The sequence below is a fragment of the Advenella mandrilli genome (genome assembly GCF_016595155.1).
GTDB lineage: Bacteria > Pseudomonadota > Gammaproteobacteria > Burkholderiales > Burkholderiaceae_B > Advenella > Advenella mandrilli.
Window position 1 is genome coordinate 60,239 of sequence record NZ_JAENGP010000001.1, and the last position, 22,239, is coordinate 82,477.

Consider the following 22,239-nt stretch of genomic DNA (forward strand, 5'->3'; position numbering starts at 1 on the left):
TTGTGGCTGATATTCAGGTAATACATCAAGGCAATCCGCTTTTTTGCTCCGATTGGCAATTTTGATATTTTCTTTTGCTTGAAAAATATGGAGGAAGTGTCATTGTTAACATGCGATTTTTTACCCTAATACCCGTTCTATTTTTTCATAGGCCTTTAGCAATTCCTCTGGGGTGGTTGAATAGGGGGGGATTAAATAAATCGTGTTGCCGATTGGCCTAAGTATCAGGCCTTCACGCATGAATTGCCTGGGCAGGGAACTGCCGGTATTGCGTTTGCCTTGTGCTGGTGTGGCAAGATCAAAGGCGGCAATAGTGCCTTGAATTCGGGTGTGCATAATATGCCTTCCATTGGCCTTAAGCGTTGCCAGGCCTTGCTGATGCGCTATATTAATGGCGTGCATGGCCTGTTGGGTTGCCTCGCTTTGCAGCAACCGGGTTGCGGTAACGGCAGCGGCGCAGGCCAGCGGGTTTGCGGTATAAGAATGGCCATGCGAGAAAGCGTATTTCCATTCATCACTTAAAAAAGCCTCATAAATTTTAGGACTGGTAACCGTAAGGGCCAAAGGCAGAAAACCGCCTGTGATGCCTTTGGATAAACACACAAAATCGGGGACGATGCCGGTTTGTTCCATGGCAAAATTACTGCCAGTACGCCCAAACCCGGTCATGACTTCATCAAAAATAAGCAGGCTGTCGTGTGCATGGATCAGCTCCCCCACTTTTTTGATAAATGATGGGCGACACATACGCATTCCGCTGGCACCCTGTACCAGGGGTTCAATAATAAGGGCGGCAATTTGTCCCGGGTTTTGTTCCAGATGGCTTTGCAAAATCGCTAAAGAACGGGATTCTTTTTCTTCTACGTTTTTGTCATTATCCCAGGTGGCCGGAAAAGGAATGCTTAAGACATTGAAAAACAATTCCCTGAAATGGTCATGGTAGCCACATTCCGAACCAACCGACATGGCACCAACGGTATCGCCGTGGTAGCCGCCTTCAAGACAGATAAATAATTTTTTTTCCTTGCCGTCCTTGTTCTTCCAATATTGGTAAGCCATTTTCAGGGCAACCTCAACACTGGTAGAGCCGTTGTCTGAAAAGAAAAAACGGGACAGGGATGCTGGCAACAGGGGGTCCAGGGTTTCGCACAACTGTACGGCAGGCTCGTGGGTAAAACCTGCAAAAATAACATGCTCCAGTGTTGTGGCTTGCTGGTAAATACTTTGTGCGATTTCCGGATGGGCATGGCCATATAAATTAACCCACCAGCTGGAAATCAAATCCAGATAGGTATTGTCCTGTTCATCATACAGATAAGAGCCTTTGCCTTTTTTGATGGCTATCGGCAGGCCGGCAGTTTTCTCTTGGGTAAAGGGGTGCCAGACCCGTTTTTTATCACGCGAACTCAAGCTCATTGTTATCATCCATATTAAATAAATTCAGTAGTTGGGGGCCTGGCTTAAGCGCTTGCAGGGAGTGTGTATTAATGGCGTCAAGCGGGGGGATTTCAGCCAGAACCGGGCTTTGCCCGAAATGCTCAAGCGTTTCCTTAAGCCGGGGGTTGCCGGGGCCGTTCAAAATAATTCCCGCTACGGGCATCTGTCGTGCGTGCAAGGCCTCAAGGCTTAGCAGGGTATGATTCAGGGTACCCAGTTTGGTACTGGCAACCAGTAGCACGGGCAGGCCAAGCGCCTGTGCCAGGTCTATCATGAGATGCTCCCGGTTAAGCGGGACCATTAAACCGCCAGCGCCCTCAACCACCAGACGGTGGACGGCGGGCAGCTTGATGGTGGTGATGTCTATATCACTGTTTTCTGCCTGTGCGGCAGTATGGGGAGATTCTGGCGCCTTGAATAGATAGCTTTCCAGATGCACTCGGTTTTTGATAATGCCTGCGACAAAAGTGCTGTCCGTGCCTTCAATGCTGCCCGTTTGTATGGGCTTGAAATAATCGCTGTCAGCATGCAGGCAGAGCCAGGCGCTGGCCAGGGTTTTGCCTATGTGGGTGTCTGTGCCGGTAATAAATACGCTCATGATTACCTCTATAGGGTTTTGATGATCGCAATGGTTTTTTCAATATCCTGTTCGGTATGGGTGGTGTTAAGTGCCAGGCGCAGGCGTGACTGCGCTGGCAGCACGGTTGGTGGGCGAATGGCCGACACAATAATGCCTTGGCTGGCCAGCTTTAGCTTGGCGTCCAGGGTGCGTTTTTCGTCTTTTAAAATGACGGGCACGATGTGGGTGTTGGACAATCCGGTATCAAAACCGGCGGCAGACAGCTCATTGCGTAAATGCTGTGCCATGGCAAACAGCGTTTGTCTTTCTGGTTGAAAATCAGGCACCCATTCCCAGGCTTTTTGGGCGGCACCCACCACAAGTGGGGAGGGGGCGGTTGAGTACACAAAACCGGTGGTTTTATTAATAATGTAATTGCTGATGTCCCGGCTGCAGGCAATATACGCACCACTCACTCCCAATGCCTTGCTGAACGTACCCATCACCAGGTGCGGTACCCGATTAAACTGTATTTCGGTTGACAGGCCATAGCCTTGCGGACCGAATAGTCCGGTGGCATGCGCCTCATCCAGATAGACAAATGCCTTGTGCTCTTCTGCCAGTGCAACTATTTCATTTAAATGAGCTTTGTCGCCATCCATGCCATAGACCGTTTCCGCCACAATGAATTTGGGGCGTCTCTCGAGATGGTGGGCTTGCATCAGGCTAGCTAAATGACTCATATCATTGTGTTGGTAGCGAACCAGTTCGGCGCCACTTAAGAAAATGGCGTTATACAGGCTTGAATGATTCAGCTGGTCAAAAAACACCAGTGGCCGGGCAGCTAAAACCCGCTTGTCCAGCAGGCTGGCCAAGACGGTCAGGTTGGCCTGAAATCCTGAATTGAATACCAGCGCAGCTTCGGTGCCCTTGTCTTGGGCAATGCGCTTTTCAAAGGACTCGCAAAGCTCACTATTACCAGACAGCAGGCGAGAGCCGGTGGCACCCGCGCCCCAGCATTCTCCGGCCTTGGTGGCGGCCTGTACCAGTGCTGGCTGTTGGCTAAGGCCAAGGTAATCGTTACTGGAAAAATCAAGATGCGCTTTACCCTGGGGCAATAGAAAAAGCTGGCGGTAGCGGTTTTCGGTTTGCAGTTTGCCGCAATACTGCTTGTATGAAGTAAGCATTATTCCTCTTTTGTGCTGGTGTGCTTATGCTTATATAAGCAAGCAGAAAGTCAAAAGAAGATTTTAATGCTTGAGTGTGGAGGTGTGTTTTGTTATTTTTATGTTTTTTGGTGGTGTTTTAATGAAACTTAAAAGGAGAAGAGTGATTTTATTGGTTTTGTTACTGTGCGGTTTGAGTCAGTATGTGGCAAACTTTGATCTTTAGAAAAGGTTGGCTTTTTCAGGTGTTGCTTGCTAGTCGTTTTTTTGCCAGATTGCCAGAAAAATCAATGCAGTTTGTATGATTTGTTATTAAATGATTCGCAACTAATCAGTATAGTATCAATTTTTGTTCTCATTACAAATGTCTAGGGTATTCCCTTGATTTTTATCAACAAAGACTACTGTTTTACTCAACTATTCGGAAGAAATAGTGTTTAATACTGAATATGAGCTTATAACTTATCGTATGATACGTAAGTATAAAAGTTTTTTTCACAGGAGAAATATATGTCTTTCAAAAAACTGGCACTTGCTGCCGTTCTGTCTGTTGCCGCAACCCCCGTACTGGCTGCTGAATGTGTTGTAGAAATTGAATCTAACGATGCCATGCAATTCAACACGAAAGAAATTTCCATTAGCAAAACATGCGAAGAATTTACTATTAACTTGAAGCACGTAGGTAAATTGCCTGCAGCAGCCATGGGTCATAACGTTGTTATTGCCAAAACTGCAGAGATGCAAGCGGTAGCCAACGAAGGTATTGCAGCGGGTGTCGCCAACAACTATGTTAAAGAAGGCGATGAGCGTGTGGTTGCAGCCACTAAACTAATTGGTGGCGGTGAATCCACAACCGTAACGTTCCCTGTTAAAGACCTGGTAGCTGATACCGATTACACTTTCTTCTGCTCTTTCCCTGGCCATTCTGCCCTAATGAAAGGTGCTGTAAAACTGGTTGATTAATTTCTAGCCAAATCAACTATCTTTAAAAGTCCCGCCGGGAAAGCGGGGCTTTCTTAAGAATTAAAAAAGCCTGCATTTCAATATTGAGATGCAGGCTTTTTGTTTTAAATATTTACCAATAGAAATATTTAAAATTCAATGGGTTGTTTATATAAGACAATAATCAGTCATTATTGTAAGGAAATGAAAAGTTAATTTTTGCAATTAAAATGAGAAAAACACATAACTCATTGGTTTGTAATACTATATTTTTTATTTTTCAAAATAACAGGAGTATCAATAAAAGTAATTTAATGTAAATTGTCCGTTTTTTTTATATGATTGATAAGAGTGGTTAATTAAGACAACGAAAATTCGTATCTGTCTGGTATTAAAAAAGGATTAGAGGATGAACCGGATTCACAAAAGCATTTTCAATGAGCAAACAGGAACCTATGTGGCGGTTTCTGAAAACACAAAAAACAAGGGTAAGTCTGGCCGTAAACTACTGGCTGCAACAGCGTTGTCTGCTGCTTTGGGGTTTGGGGCGATGGGGTCTGCGCAGGCACAGTTGGTAAGTGCTTGTGCAGGAGTCAGCTTGCCTAACAGTGTGATAACAGATGTGGTGGTTGGGGATATTCTTTATCCGGTTTTGACTGGTTTACCAGTAGTTGGCCCTTTGCTTGGTACTCTTGGTGTTACTGATATACTTGATCTGGTGGTGGCCGGAGAGGATATTACACTGAATGTGCTTGATACCAATGGGAAACTTTTATCTACTGATGCAGACTGCGATACTACAGCGGATTCTTATGCGTTAAATAAAGAAGGTGGCATCGCCATCGGTGGTAATAAAATCTCCGGTTTGGGCTCAAATGGAAAAGAAGCAACGGCCTCAACAGAGTCTTCAATTGCATTTGGAAATGAAGCTAAAGCCCTTGCAACGGGTGCTATTGCCATTGGTGAAAAAGCACAGGCTCTTGCCGCGGGAGCTATAGCAATTGGTGAGAATTCAGTTGCAAATGAAGTTAATACCGTTTCCGTGGGTTCTGCTGGCAATGAGCGTAAAATCACCAATGTGAAAGCAGGTGAAAACTTAACCGATGCGGTTAACGTTGGCCAACTGGATGCGGCGATCACTAACATTAATACCAGTGGTTTAGTGCGCCAGCCTAACCCGGCAGACAACATCACTGTTGGCCAGGAAACACAAGGTGTCGCAGTAGATTTTTCTGGCAGCATCACAACTGCTCAGGGGCCAGAAGCTTATGATCGTAAACTGATTGGTGTGGCAGCTGGCGATATTGGCAATGCAGACAGCAACGAAGCCGTAACTGGTGGCCAGTTGTATACAACGAATAAATATATTGCCGATGCGTTGGGTGGTGGTGCTGAAGTCAAAGCAGATGGTACGTTGCAAGCACCTGAGTATGAACTTACTTATGGTACCTCTGGCTTGGCAGGCGCCAAACATGGTGATGTGGGTTCAGTGCTGGGTGAGTTGGCAGGCCATGTGGGTAGCAATGCCGTCAATATTGATAATAATACAACCAATATCAACAAGTTGTTGGGCGGTGAGGTAGGTATTGTTAAGCAGGATGCCACAACACGCGATATTACGGTAGGCGCTGAAACCGACGGTACGATTGTTAACTTTACCAATAAAACTGGTGATGCGCGTACGCTGACCGGTTTAGCCAATGGTGAATTAAAAACAGGCAGTATGGATGCCGTGACCGGTGACCAGCTGTTTAGTACCAATACCAATCTTGATTCAACCCTGGCCGCCCTGGGTGGTGGAGCTGAGGTCAAGGCAGATGGTACGGTACAAGCCCCTGAGTATGTGCTTGATGATGGTACTAACAAAGGCACGACGACAACGTTTAACAATGTGGGTGGTGCACTGACAAACCTGGATGGTCGCGTTACTGCCAATACAGGTGATATTGGCACTATTAAAACTGACATTACCAATATCACGAAGGGTAGTGTAGGTATTGTTAAGCAGGATGCCACAACACGTGACATTACGGTAGGCGGTGAAACCGACGGTACGATTGTTAACTTTACCAATAAAGAGGGTGAGGTTCGTACGCTGACCGGCTTGGCTAATGGTAATTTGGCGGCAGGCAGCACTGATGCTGTGACCGGTGACCAGCTGTTCAGTACCAATACCAATCTTGATTCAACCCTGGCCGCCCTGGGTGGTGGAGCTGAGGTCAAGGCAGATGGTACGGTACAAGCCCCTGAGTATGTGCTGGATGATGGCACTAACAAAGGCACGACGATAACGTTTAACAATGTGGGTGGTGCACTGACAAACCTGGATGGTCGTGTTACTTCTAATACCACCAATATTACCAATCTGATGAATGGTACTGCCGGCTTGGTTCAGCAGGTTAATGACAGTGCATCCATTACCGTTGGTGCTGCCTCGGGTGGTACGGTTGTTAACTTTGTGAATAAAGACGGTGATGCCCGTACCCTGACCGGTTTGAAAGAGGGGGATCTGTCTACTACCAGTACCGATGCGGTAACCGGCAAGCAATTACATGCGACCAATGTTGACCTAGCTACTGCCTTGACAGCCTTGAACGCAGTTGATCCTATTACAGGTGGTGCAATAAGGCCTGATTACGTGCTTGATGATGGTACCAATAAGGGTAATACTACAACTGTACATACAGTGGGTGAGGCTTTTGAAAATCTGGATGGTCGTGTTACTTCCAATACAAGCCGAATTACCAATATAGAAGGTGATCTTGCCAGCATCCAAAACGGTACAGCGGGTATTGTTAAACAGGATGCCACAACACGTAACATTACCGTGGGTGGTGAAACCGATGGTACGATTGTTGACTTTACGGGTACGGATGGCGTGCGTACGCTGACCGGTTTGAAAGATGGTAAGCTTTCAGCTACCAGTTCTGATGCTGTGACAGGCAAGCAGTTGCATGCGACCAATCAGCAGGTGAAAGCTACAGCCAGTGCATTGGGTGGTGGTGCAGAAGCCAAGGATGATGGCACATTTGTTAATCCGCTTTATGCACTGCAGGAAATTCAGCAGGATGGCAGCAAAAAAACGGTAACCTTTGATAATGTGGGTGGAGCTTTAACAAGCCTGAATACGTCAGTCGCCAGCTTGCAGGATCAAGTCAATAACAACACCTCAATTGGTTTGGTGCGTCAAGACTCAACAACCCGGGTTATTTCCGTAGGTGGCAATACCGATGGCACGGAAGTCAACTTTGCCAACAGTAACGGCGAAGCCCGTGTGATTAGTGGCGTTGCGGCAGGTAAAGGCCCAACCGATGCCGTTAACGTCCAGCAGGCCCAGGAGATGATTTCAGGTGCCACCAGTACCTTGCGCGGTGAAATCCGTCGTGCCGAAAAACGTGCCGATGCCGGTACGGCTGCAGCGACTGCGGTCGCAACGCTTGGTCAGGCTTATCAGCCCGGTCAAAGCGCGTTCTCAGTCGGTGGTGGTACATGGCGTGGTGAAGCCGGTTATGCGGTTGGTCTTTCTACCGTATCCGAAAACGGCAAATGGCTGCTGAAAGGTGCGGTTAACGGTTCAGGCCGTGGCGGTGCCGGTGGTGGTGCCAGCGTTACCTACTTGTGGTAAACCTTTGGTAAGGCCGGGTGTGGTGTAGCCCGGCTTGCCAGGAATACCAAAGGGCTTGCCGCTAATACGCAAGCCCATAAAAAAACCGGTTCATGCATTTTGTTTCAGGCATGAACCGGTTTTTTTGTACTTTGGGTAAATGTTGTCGATTAAAAAAGTGGGGCGGGTTTGGCGCGTTTAGTCCTAAAACGCCTTGCGCGTACCCAATAACAATAACAGCGCAATGCCAAGCGGGATCAGCAAGAATAAAAATCCATAGGCGTAACTGCCCATGGATTCAGATACCTGGCCAATCAGCGGGGGGCCAATCACCACGCCCAAATACGTGACTGAAAGCGTCACGCCAGTGATAGAGCCGGATTTTCCTTCGGGCGATTTACGGGCCACTTCGGTCAGGTAAACGCCGTTCCAGCCAATACCCATCGCACCGTATAAAATAAAAAACAGGGCAATGAACAGGGTGCTGGTATCGGGGTTAATGGAATACACCGCCAATGACGCGGTAATCATGCCCAGGGTCAGGAAGACCAGCATGCTCCACGGAGAAAAAAACCGGTCGGCCAGCCAGCCCCAGAAAATCCGGCCGATGACGCTGGAAACCTGTGAAAAAGACAGCAGCAGGCCGGAGATAACCAGCGCAAAACCCAGTTCTTTATTCAGGAACGTAATGGCGTAGGTCATTAAGGTAAGCTGGCAGATGGAAAAGCAGAAAGAAGACAAGGCCAGCGTGCGTAAAGCGGGGGTGCGAAAAACCGTTTTCAGGGCATTGATGAATTCGGTTTTGAAAGAGGTGGAAATAACCGTGTTTTCGGGTTCCCAGTCTTTGGGGGTAAACAGGGCAATACACACAAACACAATCAGTACCAGTAAAATAACCAGCATGGCTGAATACCAGCTCATGATCTCGAGCAGGGCTGGTATTAAGAGCGCAGCCAGTACACCACCCAAGGGTACACCGGTTTGTTTGATGGAGAAAATCAGATTAAGCCGGTGTTTGGGCGTATTTTTAATTAAGATTTGCGAACTGCAAGGGGTAATGGGACCGTAGCCGGCACCAATGAATGCACCCATGAGCAGCAGGGTGGGTAAAGAAGGCGCCAGCAGGAAAAGCAGCATCCCGATGGCGCAAGAGGCAATGCACAGTATGCTTAATCGAATGGGGCCGGTTATGGTGAGCAGCATGCCGGTGCAAACGCTCATGGTCATGGCGGTCAGGTAGGCACAGGCAATATACAGGCCCAGGTGGCTGGTGGAAATGTTGAGATCGGTGCTGAGGACCGGAATCAACACAGGCGGAATCAGCAAGACCATGGACCCGAGGGATTGAATGGTTAGCGTCAGGGCAAGTACCAGCCAGGCTTTTTTGTTTTCAGTGATTGTGCTCATTTTTTATTGGCGTTGTCGTTTCAATTTAAAGGTAAGGTGAAGCCAGCCAGATGATTTTATTCCTGAGCTGTTTGAGAAAGCTGATTGATTTTAACGTGTCCCGGGTGACAGGGACAGCCTTTTCAATTTCACCGTCTATGTGTTGGCTAATGCGGGTGCTGAAGGTTCGATCATACACCTCTATATCTACCTCAAAGTTCAGGCGCAGGCTGCGGGCATCCCAGTTTGAGGAGCCTACCAACGCCCAGCCTTCGTCTATTGTGAACAGTTTGGAATGGTCAAAAGGGCCGTTGCTGCGCCAGACATGGCAGCCACTGTCCAGCACCTGGTTGAGCTGGGCCATCATGGCACAATTGACCAGGTACAGGTTGTTTTTACCGGGTATTAAGATATCTACCCGGATGCCCCGGCGTGCCGCGGTATTCAGGGCACCTAGCAAGACCTGGTCGGGCAAAAAATAGGGGGACTGGATGCGAATGTGCTTTTGCGCCACCGCGCAGGCGGCCTGAATCAGCCGGTGGGTGCTGGTAATGTCGTTATCGGGCCCCGATGTAATGCAGCGGGCGGCAGTATTTGATTGGGGCAGGGGTTCAGGGGTGGATATCCAGTTGGCGGGCATGAGTTTTTCATGGGTGGTAAATGACCAGTCATGAAAAAACACCAGCAATAGCTGAAACACCAGCGGCCCCCTTATTTGAAAATGGACATCTTTCATGGGGGTGCCCTGGCTTATTTCAGAGGTAAAGCCTTCCCTGATGTTCATGCCGCCGCTAAACGCAAGCTGGCCGTCAATCAGCAGGATTTTGCGGTGACAGCGCAAGTTGGAGTAGGGCATTTTGAAACTGAAGAAATGCGCCTCAAAAAGGGCCACATCAATGCCGGTGTTCTTGAACAGGGTCGTAATGGAGGGCCGGGAATATTTGGCGCCAATGGCATCAATTAAGACCTTAACGGTGACGCCTCTTTGGCGTGCACGCACCAGGGCCTGTGCAATACGTTTGCCAATTACGTCATTGTCAAAAATATAGCTTTGCATGGCAATGGTTTTGGTGGCGCTGTCGATAGCGGCAATCATGGCTGCATAAGCTTCATCGCCCCCCAGCAGTGGGGTAATGCTGTTGTTGCTCCAGATGGGAAAGCGGCTTAACTTGTTGCCGGCTTTTTTCAGGGATTCGAACTGGGGGCCGGAGATATCGGCAATATTGCCGGTTTCCCGGTATTTGCCATTTAAATGGTCTTGAAGCAAATATTCATTGTGTTGCAGGCGCCTGCTGCGGTTGATCCGGTTAATGCCTACTAAAAAATACAAGAACGCCCCAAAAAATGGCGATAGAATAACCACGCCAACCCAGGCAATGGCAGCTCGGACATCACGCTTGGTCATTGCTGCATGAATGGCGGCCAGCAATCCAATAAGCAAACCCGAACCAAATATCAGGTGGGTTTGGTATTCAAGCAGAAAGGCCCAAAAAGCGGTCATATATTCAATAATCCAACAAAAAACAACAGAAATGTACTTTATTGTAAAGCGGACTTGTCAAATCTGAAAGTACTTGCTATAGTTCTATCTTTATTGCAGTGGTGGCCGTAGCTCAGTTGGTAGAGTCCCGGATTGTGATTCCGGTTGTCGTGGGTTCGAGCCCCATCGGTCACCCCAATAAAAAACAGCCGCCTTGTGCGGTTTTTTTTCGTCCTTGATTCTTGTGCTTCAGTTACTTGTACAATAAACCGCCAACTAAAAAATAAAAAATATAAAGATGGCAATCAGGACCCGCTTAGGGGTCCTGGGTTCAATGGCTATTTTTGCTTCAACAGCAAATCAGTTTGTTCATGCGTACCAGGATCCGCCAATTTCAAAAAGTCCTGCTGTTTCTTATCGGTGGTAAACCAGTGGTTTTGCCATTCTGATACATAATTTTCCACCTTGCTTATTTGAACTGCCGTTACTTTGTACTCGGGGCAGCTGGTCGCCCAATCGGCATTATCGGTCGTAATGACATTGGAGCCGGAAACAGGATGGTGGAAGGTCGTGTAAACAACGCCGGGTTGTACACGAGTGGACACCTTGGCTTTCATGGCAATTTGTCCGACCCGGCTTGTAATCTGAACGATGTCGTTATCTTCAACTCCCCTGTCTGATGCATCATGAGGATGGATTTCCAGCAAATCTTCTTCATGCCAGACAGTATTGCTGGTTCGACGCGTTTGTGCGCCTACATTGTATTGGGTAAGAATACGGCCGGTGGTAAGAATGAGCGGGAAGCGTTTGTTGGTGCGCTCGTTTGTGGGGATATATTTGGTAGGTACAAAGGTTCCTTTTCCATGAGGGAAACTCTCGATATGCATAATCGGCGTTCCTTCTGGGTTTTGGGGGTTGCAGGGCCATTGAACACTGCCACCCATTTTCTCGATATGGGCATAGCTGATCGAGGCGAAGGTGGGGGTCAGGCGCGCAATTTCATCCATGATGTCGCTAGGGCTTTCGTATTGCATGGGGTAACCCAGGGCATTTGACAAGGCCTGGGTTATTTCCCAATCAGCCATGCCAGACTTGGGACGCATGACTTTTCTAATGCGCGAAATACGGCGCTCGGCATTGGTAAATGTCCCGTCTTTTTCCAGAAAAGAAGCGCCAGGTAAAAAAACATGGGCATATTTGGCCGTTTCATTCAGGAACAGGTCCTGGACAATCAGGCATTCCAGGTTGGCTAAAGCGGCTTCTACATGTTGCGTATTGGGGTCTGACTGTAAAATGTCCTCTCCCTGGCAATACAGGCCTTTGAATGAGCCACTGATGGCCGCATTGAACATATTGGGAATGCGCAAGCCCGGGTTTGCGTCAAGCTTGACCTCCCAGGCTTGTTCAAACTGGTTGCGGGTTGCCGTATCGGATACGTGGCGGTAACCGGGAAATTCATGGGGAAATGAACCCATGTCACAAGATCCCTGTACGTTATTCTGGCCCCGTAAGGGGTTGACGCCAACGCCACTCAGGCCAATATTGCCAGTGATCATGGCCAGGTTGGCAATGGCCATGACGGCGGTTGAACCCTGGCTATGTTCGGTGACACCCAAGCCGTAATAAATGGCAGCCTTGCCACCCGTGGCAAACAGGCGTGCCGCCTCACGGATGGTTTGGGCTGGAACCCCGGTTATCGTGGCGGCTGATTCTGGTGAATTTTCATCAAGCAAGACAAATTCAAGCCACTCTTTAAAGGTTTCCGAATCACAACGTTCGGCGATAAACGCTTTGTTTTGGATGTTTTCAGAAATGATGGTATGCGCAAAGGCATTAAGCATGGCCACATTGGTACCGGGTGTTAAAGGCAGGTGATAATCGGCCTTGGCATGTGCCGTGGATACCAATGAGATGGTTCTTGGATCAATAACAATGAGTTTTGCGCCCTGGCGCAATCGTTTCTTTAAGCGTGATCCGAACACGGGGTGGGCATCAGTCGGATTAGCACCAATGATAAGGATCACATCACTATCGGCAACGGACTCAAACGTTTGCGTACCCGCTGACTCCCCCAGCGTTTGTTTTAAGCCAAATCCGGTGGGTGAATGGCAAACTCGGGCACAGGTGTCAATATTGTTATTGCCCATAGCCGCCCGCACGGTTTTCTGCACTAAATAGACTTCTTCATTTGAACAACGGGATGAAGAGATGGCGCCTACCGAGTTTTGTCCATATTTGGCCTGTATGCGTTTTATTTCGCTGGCGGCATAATTGATGGCTTCTTCCCAGGATACTTGACGCCAGGGCTCATTGATTGATGACCGGATCATGGGTGTAGTGATACGGTCTGAATGGGTGGCATAGCCCCAGGCAAAGCGGCCTTTGACGCAGGCATGACCTTCGTTGGCTTTGCCATCTTTCCATGGCGTCATTCGGACCAGCTCTTCGCCCTTAAGCTCTGCCTTAAGGCCGCAGCCAACGCCACAGTAAGCACAGGTTGTTATCACGGCATGATTGGGCTGACCCATCTCTATGACACTATTATCCATGAGTGCGCCTGTTGGGCAGGCTGTGACACAGGCGCCACAAGAGACACAGTCGCTGTCTTTGAAATTCGTGTTTAACCCAGTGCTGATTTGAGATTCAAGCCCTCTGCCATCGACCGTTAAGGCAAACGTGCCCTGTGTTTCTTCACAGGATCTGACGCAGCGATTGCAGACAATGCATAAGTCGGGGTTAAAGGTAAAGTAGGGGTTTGAATTGTCGACGGTTTTATTGGCCTGTTTTTTATCATAACCCTCAAACCGGACCTGCCTGAGTCCAACCTGGCCTGCGGTGTCCTGCAGTTCGCAATCTCCATTTGCCGAACAGGTCAGGCAATCCAGGGGATGCTCGGAAATATAGAGCTCCATGACATTGCGTCGTAAATCGGCAAGGCGTTTGTTTTCAGTTATCACCACCATACCTTCCTCTGCCAGGGTGGTGCATGAGGCGGGGTATCCTCTGCGTCCTTCTATCTGGACCAGGCAAAGCCGGCAGGAACCAAAGGGTTCCAAAGAGTCGGTAGCGCATAATTTTGGGATAGCCAGGCCCAGCATCGAGGCGGCGCGCATGATGGAGGTGCCTTTCGGGACATGAATGGTGTGCCCGTCTATTTGAAGGCTGACTTCGTTGATATTATTGGTGATGGCCGGGGTGCCAAAATCCGTATCGCGCTTGAGGACCGTTTCTAACATTATCCTTGTCTCCTGGAAACTTGTGTTTTTATATTTTAAAGTTGCACTTTTTCTTTTATGAAGTCTTGCGGATATTTGTTGATGGCCGACATGACAGGGTATGGCGCCATACCACCCAGGGCACATAAAGAACCGGCAATCATGGTGTCACATAATTCTTCCAAGAGAGCCAGATTTTCTTTTGTCTGAATACCCTTGCGGATTTTTACAATGGTTTCCACGCCGCGCTTTGATCCAATGCGACAGGGGGTGCATTTTCCACAGGACTCATGGGCACAGAACGCCATGGCATATTCAGCCATTTCAGCCATGTCAACATTCTCGCTGAAAGCAACAATACCGCCATGACCGACCATGGCACCAATTTTTGAATATGCCTCATAATCTAGGGGGGTATTCCATTCATTTTCAGATAAATACGCCCCTAGCGGCCCGCCAACCTGGACGGCTTTCAGGGCCAGTCCATCCTCACTGCCGCCACCGTAATCGTAGAGCAATTCGTTTAAACTAACCCCAAAGGATTTTTCAACCAGGCCGCCGCGTTTGATATTGCCGGCCAGTTGGAAAGCCAGGGTTCCGTAAGACTTGCCGCTGCCAAAGTTTTTATAAAAATCTGCGCCTTTGGCGAGAATGACAGGAATGGTGGCAAGTGAAACCACGTTGTTGACAACGGTCGGCATGCCCATAAAACCCTTGATGGCAGGCAACGGCGGCTTGTACCGGATAACGCCGCGTTTGCCTTCCAGGCTTTCAAGCAGTGACGTTTCCTCGCCACAGATATAAGCACCTGCTCCTTTTCTGACGTCCAGTTCAAAAGAGAAGCCGGAGCCTAAAATGTTGGTGCCCAAATATTGGTGTTCAGTGGCAATGGCAATGGCTTTTTGCAAGGTGTCAATGGCGATGGGGTATTCTGAGCGCACATAAATATAGCCTTTGCTGGCATTAACTGCCAGGCCGGCAATGATCATTCCTTCAATTAAGGAAAAAGGATCACCCTCCATGAGAATTCTGTCTGAGAAAGTGCCAGAGTCGCCTTCATCGGCATTGGCAACAATGTATTTTTGCTGGCCTTGTGCCTGCCGGACGGTATTCCATTTGATGCCGGTTGGAAACGCGGCACCACCACGCCCTCGCAGGCCAGACTCGGTGACGGTGTTGATGATGGCTTCATCATTGAGGGTCAGGGCTTTTAATAAGCCTTGCCAGCCGCCCTGGTTGGCATAGTCCTGAATGTTTAAGGGGTCAATGATGCCCACTCGCTTAAACGTTAGCCTTTCCTGGTTTTTAAGGTAAGGAATGTCGTTGGTCAAACCGTGTGACAAGGGGTGATCGTGGCCAAAGAGCCATCCTGATTTGAATAAACCAGGCAGATCCTCAAGTGTGACCGGGCCATAGCTCATGCGGCCTTTGGGGGTTTGTATTTCAACCAGGGGCTCTAACCATAAAAGACCTCTGCTGCCATTGCGGATAATATCAACGTTAATATTCTGTTCTAACGCCATTTGTTGAATGGGGGCGACCAACTCGTTGGCACCTACGGCGACGGCCGCTGAATCCATGGGGATATATATTTTTACCCTTTGCATGCGGCCACTCCTTGAATTTTTGCCTTGATTTTTTCAAGGGTAATGCGAGCTAGCGGTTGTTGATTGACGGCGACGGCAGGGCCTTGGGCGCATAAGCCAAGACAATAAACCGGTTCCAGGGTGGCATTCGGCCATTCGGTGTGAAGCATTTCTTTTACTGCTTGCTCAACTTCTTTTGAACCCCGCGCCTGACAGGCTTCGGCCTGGCAAAACTCAATATGAATATCGCCACAGGCTTGCGTTCTGAAGTGTTTGTAAAAACTGATCACGCCAAAGATTTCGGCACTGGAACGATTGATCGCCTGAGCGATGGGGGCGATCAAGTTTTCAGGGATATAGCCGATATGGTCTTGAACGGCATGCAAGATGGGCAAGAGGTTTCCCTCTTTGTGTTGGTGTTCTTCCAGTATTTGGTTTAATAGTTGGCCGTGCGTGTGCCGGGGCTCATGAAGGGTAGCCGGTTGCATGTCTCATCCTTTGTAATGCTTATTTATAATGTTTTCAAATTCGCATAGGCATTATGCAGTTCATGTTTGTTTTGTTTGCCGCCACGATTTAAGTATAGTAAATGTCTATGCTTATGATAAACAAGATTAATGTTGAATTACAAGTGATAGATTTTTATATATCGTTGAAAATAACTCACTTGTTTTGAATGCTGGTGGCAGCAAAACGGGTTTTTTGTTCAGAAGATGCGTATTAGTGGATGATTTGCTCCCACGCAGGAGCATGGGAGCCAGAACGAAACCTGGCCTCGTTCACATGCTCCCGCGTGGGAATGCGTAGTCTTATTATTTCTGCCCAAAAAGATTACGCAGTTTATATAAGGCATCCAACGCTTCACGCGGGCTCAGGCTGTCAGGATCAAGATCATTAATGGCGTCGCGCAGGGCCTGTAGCTCAAGCTGGTCATCGCTGGCCTGGTCATTAGCCGGGGCGGTTTCGGCAAATAAATCCAGTTGTGCGGTGTTGCTGGCCTGGTTTTCAAGGCGTTCCAGTTCACGCTTGGCCTGGCGGATAACCGCAGCGGGAATGCCGGCTCGCTGGGCGACCTGGATTCCGTAGCTGCGGCTGGCGGGGCCTTCCTGGACTTCATGTAAAAACACAATGCCACCGGGTGATTCTGCCGCGGCCAGATGAACGTTAACGGCGGCCTCGTTTTGCTCGGGCAGGCGGGTAATTTCAAAATAGTGGGTGGCAAACAGGGTGAGTGCCTGGTTGTGGGTTAACAGGCGGCAGGCAATTGACCAGGCCAAAGACAGGCCATCATAGGTCGAGGTGCCACGCCCGATCTCATCCATCAGCACCAGGCTGTGTGGTGTGCTGGCGGCAAGAATGGCCGCAGCTTCGGTCATTTCCATCATGAAGGTAGAGCGGCCACCGGCCAGGTCATCGGCAGCGCCAATGCGGGTGAAAATACGGTCTATCGTGCCAATGCGGGCAGACTGTGCCGGTACGAAACTGCCCATGCGGGCCAGCAAAACAATCAGGGCAATTTGCCGCATGTAAGTGGATTTACCCCCCATGTTGGGGCCGGTAATCAGCAGCATGCGCCGGTTGGGGTTCATCTGGCAACTGTTGGGGGTAAAGCGTTCTATGGTGCGTTCAACCACCGGATGGCGGCCACCTTCAATCTCAATAATGGGTGCTTCGCATAATTCAGGGGCCACCCAGTCATTGTTGCGGGCATGTTGCGCCAGCGATAAGTACACATCAATTTCAGAAATGGCCTGGGCGCATTGCTGCAGCACCGGTACGGCCTGGGTCAATTCTTCCACCAACTGTTCATACAGCCATTTTTCCCGGCTTAATGAGCGGTCTTTGGCAGACAGGACCTTGTCTTCCCAGGACTTTAGTTCGGGGGTAATGTAGCGTTCGACGTTTTTAAGGGTCTGGCGACGACGGTAATCGGCAGGGACTTTGTCAATCTGTCCTTTGGATACTTCAAGAAAAAATCCATGTACCCGGTTGTACTCAACCCGCAAGTTGGCAATGCCGGTGCGGGTGCGTTCCCTGGCTTCCAGTTCCAGCAGATAGGCGCCATTGTCACTGGCCAGGGTACGCAACTCGTCAAGTTCGGCATCAAAGCCGGGGGCAATCACGCCACCTTCACGAATAAGTGCAGCGGGTTCCGCATCAATGGCCTGGTGCAGGCGGTGTTGCAAGGCCGGGTCTATGGCCAGGGCTGCAAAGAGCGTTTCCATGCGCGGGGTAGAGGCAATATGCTCGTTGAGCAACTGGTGCAAATCGGGCAGACGGGCCAGGGCATCGCGCAGGCTGGCCAGCTCGCGGGGGCGAACCGATTGCAGGGCAATCCGGGTGGCAATGCGTTCCAGGTCGGGAAATGATTTGAATAACTGGTTGATTTTTTCCAGTACGATGGCCGGGTGCAAGGGGCTGTCAGATCTACCCAGCAGGAAAGCCTGCACGCAGGCCTGTCTGGCCGCAACCGCTTCATTGGCGCGTAGCGGGTGGTGCAGCCAGCGGCGTAGCAGGCGGCTACCCATGGGGGTTTCGCAGGCATCCAGTAAAGAAAACAGGGTTGGGCTTTCTTCACCACTAATGGTTTCTGTAATTTCCAGGTTTTTGCGGGTTACCGGGTCTAGCACCAGGTAATCGCTGGCCTGGTCAACGCTAATGCCCTGCACATGGGACAACGACTGGGTTTGTGTTCTTTCGGTGTAACGCAACAGGGCACCGGCAGCGGTGACTGCCGAAGGCATATCGTGAATACCAAAACTGGCCAGGGAATCAACACCAAAATGCTGGCATAGCAAGGCGTTGCCTTCGTTCTGGTCAAAGTGCCAGTCTGCGGTGGTGCTTAAGGTGCCTTGCCAGCTGGTTTCTGGCTGGAAAGAGTCGGCATGCACGATTTCGGCTGGGGCAATTCGGTGGATCTCGGAATCCAGCGAAGCTATATCGCATTCGGTAAGGCGAAACTCACCACTGGCCAGGTTCAGCCATGCCAGGCCATATTTGGGCTGGCGGCCTTTATGAGGCAGGTAAATGGCCATTAACGGACGGTCAGACTTGGACGGCAGCAGGGTTTCATCGGTCAGGGTGCCGGGCGTCACGATACGGACGATTTTGCGTTCAACCGGGCCTTTGCTGGTGGCCGGGTCGCCCACCTGTTCACAAATGGCCACCGATTCGCCCATGGCAACCAGGCGTGCCAGATACTGTTCCATGGCGTGAACCGGTACACCTGCCATGGGAATCGGCTCGCCATTGGACGTGCCGCGTTTGGTCAGGGTCAGATTCAGCAGGCGTGCCGTTTTAATGGCATCGTCGTAGAACATTTCATAAAAATCGCCCATGCGATAAAACAGCAATATTGAGCCTGCTTCTTCTTTAAGGGCATGATATTGCTGCATCATGGGCGTGTGGCCGGCAAAACGGTTACTGTCCGTTTGGGATTTGGATAATGGGGGTTTTGTACTCATAGGGGGTTATTGTAGCGGTTGAAACCAGGAAATAAGCAATGAAATGGTGAGTACCGAGATGACTGTAGACAGGAAAATGCTTTGTGAAACCAGTTTGCTGTCTTGCTTGTACAGGGTTGCCAGCATGAAGGGGCCGGTGCCGGTTGGCAGGGCGGCCAGCAGAATGGCGGCTTGCTGGTAAACCAGTGGCATATCAAAAACGTAAAACACCAGAAGTGCCGTAAAGGCGGGCAAGAACAACAGTTTCAAGGTAAGCACGGTTGCCGTGCCGGTTTGTAGACCCTTATTGGGGGTTTGTGCCAGAAACAGCCCAATGGTTACCAGTGCACAGGGACTTGCCGAAGCACCCAGCAGGCGGGTGAATTCCAGTAGTGGTGCAGGAATGCTGAAAGGGGTTGCTGCCACCAAACCGCCCAGAACCGGTGCGGCAATAAGTGGATTTTTAGCCAGGGAAAGGGCGGTTTTGCGCAGGGTCTTACTTAATTTGGGTGAAGACTGTACCCCAAACTCAATAAAAACAATGGCCATTGCAAACAGCACGCAGGCGGTTAATATCATGGAGATGATGGCTGGTATCAGTCCTTCCGGCCCAAACACAAGGGCGCATAAAGGAAGGCCCATATAACCAGTATTGCTGTATGAGGCGCTTAGACTGTTAATGCTGCGATTGGCCAGTGGGGTTGTTTTTTTTTGCCAAGCCAGATAAACAAGAAAGACAATCAGCATGGCGCCCATGGAGGCGGCAATGAAGCCTGGCTGGTACAGGTCTTGCCAGGGCGTGGTGGCCATGGCCTGAAATAGCAGCGCAGGCAGGGCCAGCCACACCACATAAAGATTCAGGTGGTGGGTGGCGTCATGACTGAGTATTTTCTTTTTTGCAGCCAGATAACCGATCAGGATCAGGGCAAAAATCGGTATTACCGCATTGACAACTGCCGTCAAGCTGAAAATTCCTTGCTTATTTGAAAGCGGTTTCTATAAAGCTGCGTAGTTTACGCGATTGCAGGCGTTCGCTGGGCATTTCACGCAAAATTTCCAGCGCTCGCATGCCAATATATAAATGCTGGTTAACCTGCGTACGGTAAAAGTCGGTGGCCATGCCGGGCAGTTTCAGTTCGCCATGCAGCGGTTTGTCTGATACGCACAGCAAAGTGCCATATGGCACCCTGAAGCGGAAACCATTGGCGGCAATCGTGGCCGATTCCATATCCAGTCCAATGGCACGTGATTGTGACAGGCGCTGTACCGGCTCATCGTGATCGCGCAGCTCCCAGTTGCGGTTGTCAATGCTGGCGACGGTGCCGGTACGCATAATGCGTTTGAGTTCCCAGCCGTCCAGGCCGGATACCTGGGCCACGGCCTGTTCAAGTGCAACCTGTACCTCGGCCAGTGGGGGAATGGGTACCCATAAAGGTAAATCGGCATCCAGCACGTGATCGTCGCGCACATAACCGTGTGCCAGCACGTAGTCGCCCAGCCTTTGGGTATTACGCAGGCCTGCACAGTGACCCAGCATGATCCAGGCAGAGGGGCGCAGTACGGCAATGTGATCGGTAATGGTTTTGGCGTTGGAAGGTCCAACCCCCATATTGACCAGGGTAATGCCCTGGCCATCGGGGCGTTTCAGGTGATAGGCCGGCATTTGGGGCAGACGGAACGGTTGGCTACCTGCTTCGGGGTTGTGTGTGGCGGTGGTGACCAGGTTGCCAGGTTCAACCAGCTCACTGTAGCCGCTGTTGGGATCCCGTACCAGTTCGCGGGCTTTGTTGCAGAAAGCATCCACATAAAACTGGTAGTTGGTGAACAGGACAAAACTCTGAAAGTGATCGGGGGCCGATGCCGTATAGTGCTGCAGACGGTGCAGGGAGTAGTCAATGCGTGGTGCGGTGAAAGGTGCCAGTGGAGCCGGTATGTTTGCTTCGGTTTTCAATGTACCGTTAACGATGGCGTCATCCATGACTGCCAGGTCGGGTACATCAAAATAATTGCGCAGGGTCAGGTTGTTGGTGTCGTCATAGACCCTTTCTACATACGGGCTGCCCGTGAAAGAAAAATGTAGCGGGATAGGGGTTTTGGATTCGCCAATTTCAACCGCCAGTCCGTGGTTTTTAATCAGCAGGCTGAGTTGTTCCAGCAAATAGGATTTATACAGCTCGGGCTGGGTAATGGTGGTGGAATACATGCCCGGTTCGGTGGCATAACCGTAGGAAAGACGGGAATCAATTTCCTTGTGATCGGTAACGCGCAGACGAATGGCCGGGTAAAATGCTCGAACGCTGTATTCGGGCGGGTTTTCATTGTTGATGAAATGACTGAACGCCGTACGAATAAACAGGGTGTTGCGTTGATAAATATACACCAGTTGCTCATAAGCCTTTTCGGCATTATCAAAAGCGGTAAAAGCAATATGCTCGGGCGTGGAGATTGCTTTGGGGGGAAGGTGAGTATGTGTCATTGCTGTAACAGTGCCATTTTGTTATTGGAATTAAAGGATGATATGTCCTGTTTACACAGTATAGCGACATATTATGACAATGACAGCACCGGCCTTATTTTTTGCTGGCATGCTTGATAATGTTGGTGCAAACACCGCGCATCATGTCCACTTCTTCCTGGCTCATGTGAATGCGGGTAAACAGGTAGCGCATGCGGGCCATGAGCTTTTTGGGGTGGGCCGGGTTCAGGAAGTCAATGGCGACCAGGGCTTGTTCCCAGTGTTTAACCAGGGCTTCCACTTTTTCACTGGGCGCATAAACCATGGCATTTTGGGTTTCACTGGTTTGGGTAGATACCGGATTGCTTTCCATTAGCGCATAACGTAATTCCCATGCGGCTAGCTGCAAGGCTTGCGATACATTCAGGGAGCTGTAGGCCGGATTGGCCGGAATGTGGCAAATACGGTGGCAGCGGTTAATTTCCTCATTCTCAAGACCGGTTCTTTCTGTCCCCAGCACCACCGCCACGCGGTTTTCGGGGGCGCTGGCCAAATGAAGGGCGCTTAATTGGGCACTTTGGCGGATGTCCAGGGCTGGCGGGCCCATGTCCCGGTTACGTGAGGTAAGCGCAAATGAAAGTGTGACCGGCGCCAGGGCCTCATCAAGGGTGGAAACAAGGTGGGCGTTGTGCAGGACATCAGTGGCGCCACTTGACAGGGCAATGGCCTCGGGGTTGTTTTTGATGTCCGGATCTTTGGGAGACACCAGCACCAGCTCGTTAAAGCCCATGGTCTTGATGGCCCTGGCGGCAGCACCGACATTGCCGGGGTGGCTGGGTGCCACCATGATGAAACGGGTATGGGCAAAGCTGGAAAGCATGATATTCCTTTAAAAACCATATATTCTAATGAAAAATGAGGGTTTGGCTAGAACTTGGGGCGGTTGTCCTTTAAAATGAGCGTTTT

15 protein-coding genes and 1 tRNA gene are annotated in these 22,239 nt (G+C 49.9%); 3 read left to right on the forward strand and 13 right to left on the reverse strand.

Annotation, left to right across the window (positions count from 1 at the left end; all coding sequences use genetic code 11):
- Positions 1-120: 120 nt before the first annotated feature.
- The 3 genes from bioA to JHL22_RS00290 are packed head-to-tail and all read right to left on the reverse strand — an operon-like array spanning position 121 to position 3,183.
- On the reverse strand, positions 121-1,416 hold the full coding sequence (gene bioA, locus JHL22_RS00280; RefSeq protein WP_200232646.1) for an adenosylmethionine--8-amino-7-oxononanoate transaminase: 1,296 nt from the start codon (positions 1,414-1,416) through the stop codon (positions 121-123).
- Complete coding sequence (bioD, locus tag JHL22_RS00285) at positions 1,397-2,035, reverse strand: dethiobiotin synthase (protein WP_200232647.1); 639 nt, start codon at positions 2,033-2,035, stop codon at positions 1,397-1,399. Before bioD ends, bioA begins: the two co-directional genes overlap by 20 nt.
- Before the next feature lie 8 nt (positions 2,036-2,043).
- Positions 2,044-3,183, reverse strand: a complete 1,140-nt coding sequence (locus JHL22_RS00290; protein ID WP_200232648.1) for an aminotransferase class I/II-fold pyridoxal phosphate-dependent enzyme — start codon at positions 3,181-3,183, stop codon at positions 2,044-2,046.
- Between the two features lie 489 nt (positions 3,184-3,672).
- Between JHL22_RS00290 and azu the strand changes: the two genes are divergently transcribed.
- Together azu and JHL22_RS00300 are read left to right on the forward strand one after the other, a co-directional pair.
- The gene (gene azu, locus JHL22_RS00295) at positions 3,673-4,125 is read left to right on the forward strand and encodes an azurin (RefSeq protein WP_200232649.1); all 453 of its coding nucleotides are present in this window, start codon (positions 3,673-3,675) and stop codon (positions 4,123-4,125) included.
- Positions 4,126-4,513: 388 nt separating this feature from the next.
- Positions 4,514-7,729 carry an ESPR-type extended signal peptide-containing protein gene (locus tag JHL22_RS00300; protein ID WP_200232650.1) on the forward strand — a complete coding sequence of 1,072 codons (3,216 nt, stop codon included), beginning with the start codon at positions 4,514-4,516 and terminating at the stop codon, positions 7,727-7,729.
- Here the strand turns inward: JHL22_RS00300 and JHL22_RS16060 are convergent.
- The 3 genes from JHL22_RS16060 to cls all read right to left on the reverse strand — a co-directional run bounded on the left by JHL22_RS16060 (position 7,679) and on the right by cls (position 10,595).
- The gene (locus JHL22_RS16060) at positions 7,679-7,807 is read right to left on the reverse strand and encodes a hypothetical protein (protein ID WP_268918903.1); all 129 of its coding nucleotides are present in this window, start codon (positions 7,805-7,807) and stop codon (positions 7,679-7,681) included. The two genes, JHL22_RS00300 and JHL22_RS16060, sit on opposite strands and share 51 nt — an antisense overlap.
- Before the next feature lie 105 nt (positions 7,808-7,912).
- Entirely contained in the window at positions 7,913-9,115 is a 1,203-nt protein-coding gene (locus JHL22_RS00305; RefSeq protein WP_200232651.1) for an MFS transporter, read from the reverse strand.
- A 25-nt stretch (positions 9,116-9,140) separates the two neighbouring features.
- The gene (gene cls, locus JHL22_RS00310) at positions 9,141-10,595 is read right to left on the reverse strand and encodes a cardiolipin synthase (protein ID WP_200232652.1); all 1,455 of its coding nucleotides are present in this window, start codon (positions 10,593-10,595) and stop codon (positions 9,141-9,143) included.
- 101 nt (positions 10,596-10,696) lie between these two features.
- Here cls and JHL22_RS00315 point away from each other — a divergent pair.
- A tRNA-His gene (locus tag JHL22_RS00315) sits at positions 10,697-10,772 on the forward strand.
- 140 nt (positions 10,773-10,912) lie between these two features.
- Here the strand turns inward: JHL22_RS00315 and fdhF are convergent.
- From fdhF to JHL22_RS00350, 7 genes are all read right to left on the reverse strand, one after another.
- Positions 10,913-13,810, reverse strand: coding sequence for a formate dehydrogenase subunit alpha (gene fdhF, locus JHL22_RS00320; protein ID WP_200232653.1), 2,898 nt, complete (start codon positions 13,808-13,810; stop codon positions 10,913-10,915).
- 35 nt (positions 13,811-13,845) lie between these two features.
- Positions 13,846-15,396 (reverse strand): formate dehydrogenase beta subunit, encoded by a 1,551-nt coding sequence (locus JHL22_RS00325; RefSeq protein WP_200232654.1) that lies wholly within the window; start codon positions 15,394-15,396, stop codon positions 13,846-13,848.
- On the reverse strand, positions 15,384-15,863 hold the full coding sequence (locus tag JHL22_RS00330) for an NAD(P)H-dependent oxidoreductase subunit E (RefSeq protein ID WP_200232656.1): 480 nt from the start codon (positions 15,861-15,863) through the stop codon (positions 15,384-15,386). The genes JHL22_RS00325 and JHL22_RS00330 overlap by 13 nt, the downstream gene beginning before the upstream one ends.
- Positions 15,864-16,187: 324 nt before the next feature.
- On the reverse strand, positions 16,188-18,839 hold the full coding sequence (gene mutS / locus JHL22_RS00335; RefSeq protein WP_200232657.1) for a DNA mismatch repair protein MutS: 2,652 nt from the start codon (positions 18,837-18,839) through the stop codon (positions 16,188-16,190).
- Positions 18,840-18,845: 6 nt separating this feature from the next.
- Positions 18,846-19,781, reverse strand: a complete 936-nt coding sequence (locus tag JHL22_RS00340; protein ID WP_200232658.1) for an AEC family transporter — start codon at positions 19,779-19,781, stop codon at positions 18,846-18,848.
- Between the two features lie 16 nt (positions 19,782-19,797).
- The gene (locus tag JHL22_RS00345) at positions 19,798-21,294 is read right to left on the reverse strand and encodes an AMP nucleosidase (protein WP_200232659.1); all 1,497 of its coding nucleotides are present in this window, start codon (positions 21,292-21,294) and stop codon (positions 19,798-19,800) included.
- 94 nt (positions 21,295-21,388) lie between these two features.
- On the reverse strand, positions 21,389-22,153 hold the full coding sequence (locus JHL22_RS00350; RefSeq protein ID WP_200232660.1) for an RNA methyltransferase: 765 nt from the start codon (positions 22,151-22,153) through the stop codon (positions 21,389-21,391).
- Positions 22,154-22,239: the final 86 nt, after the last annotated feature.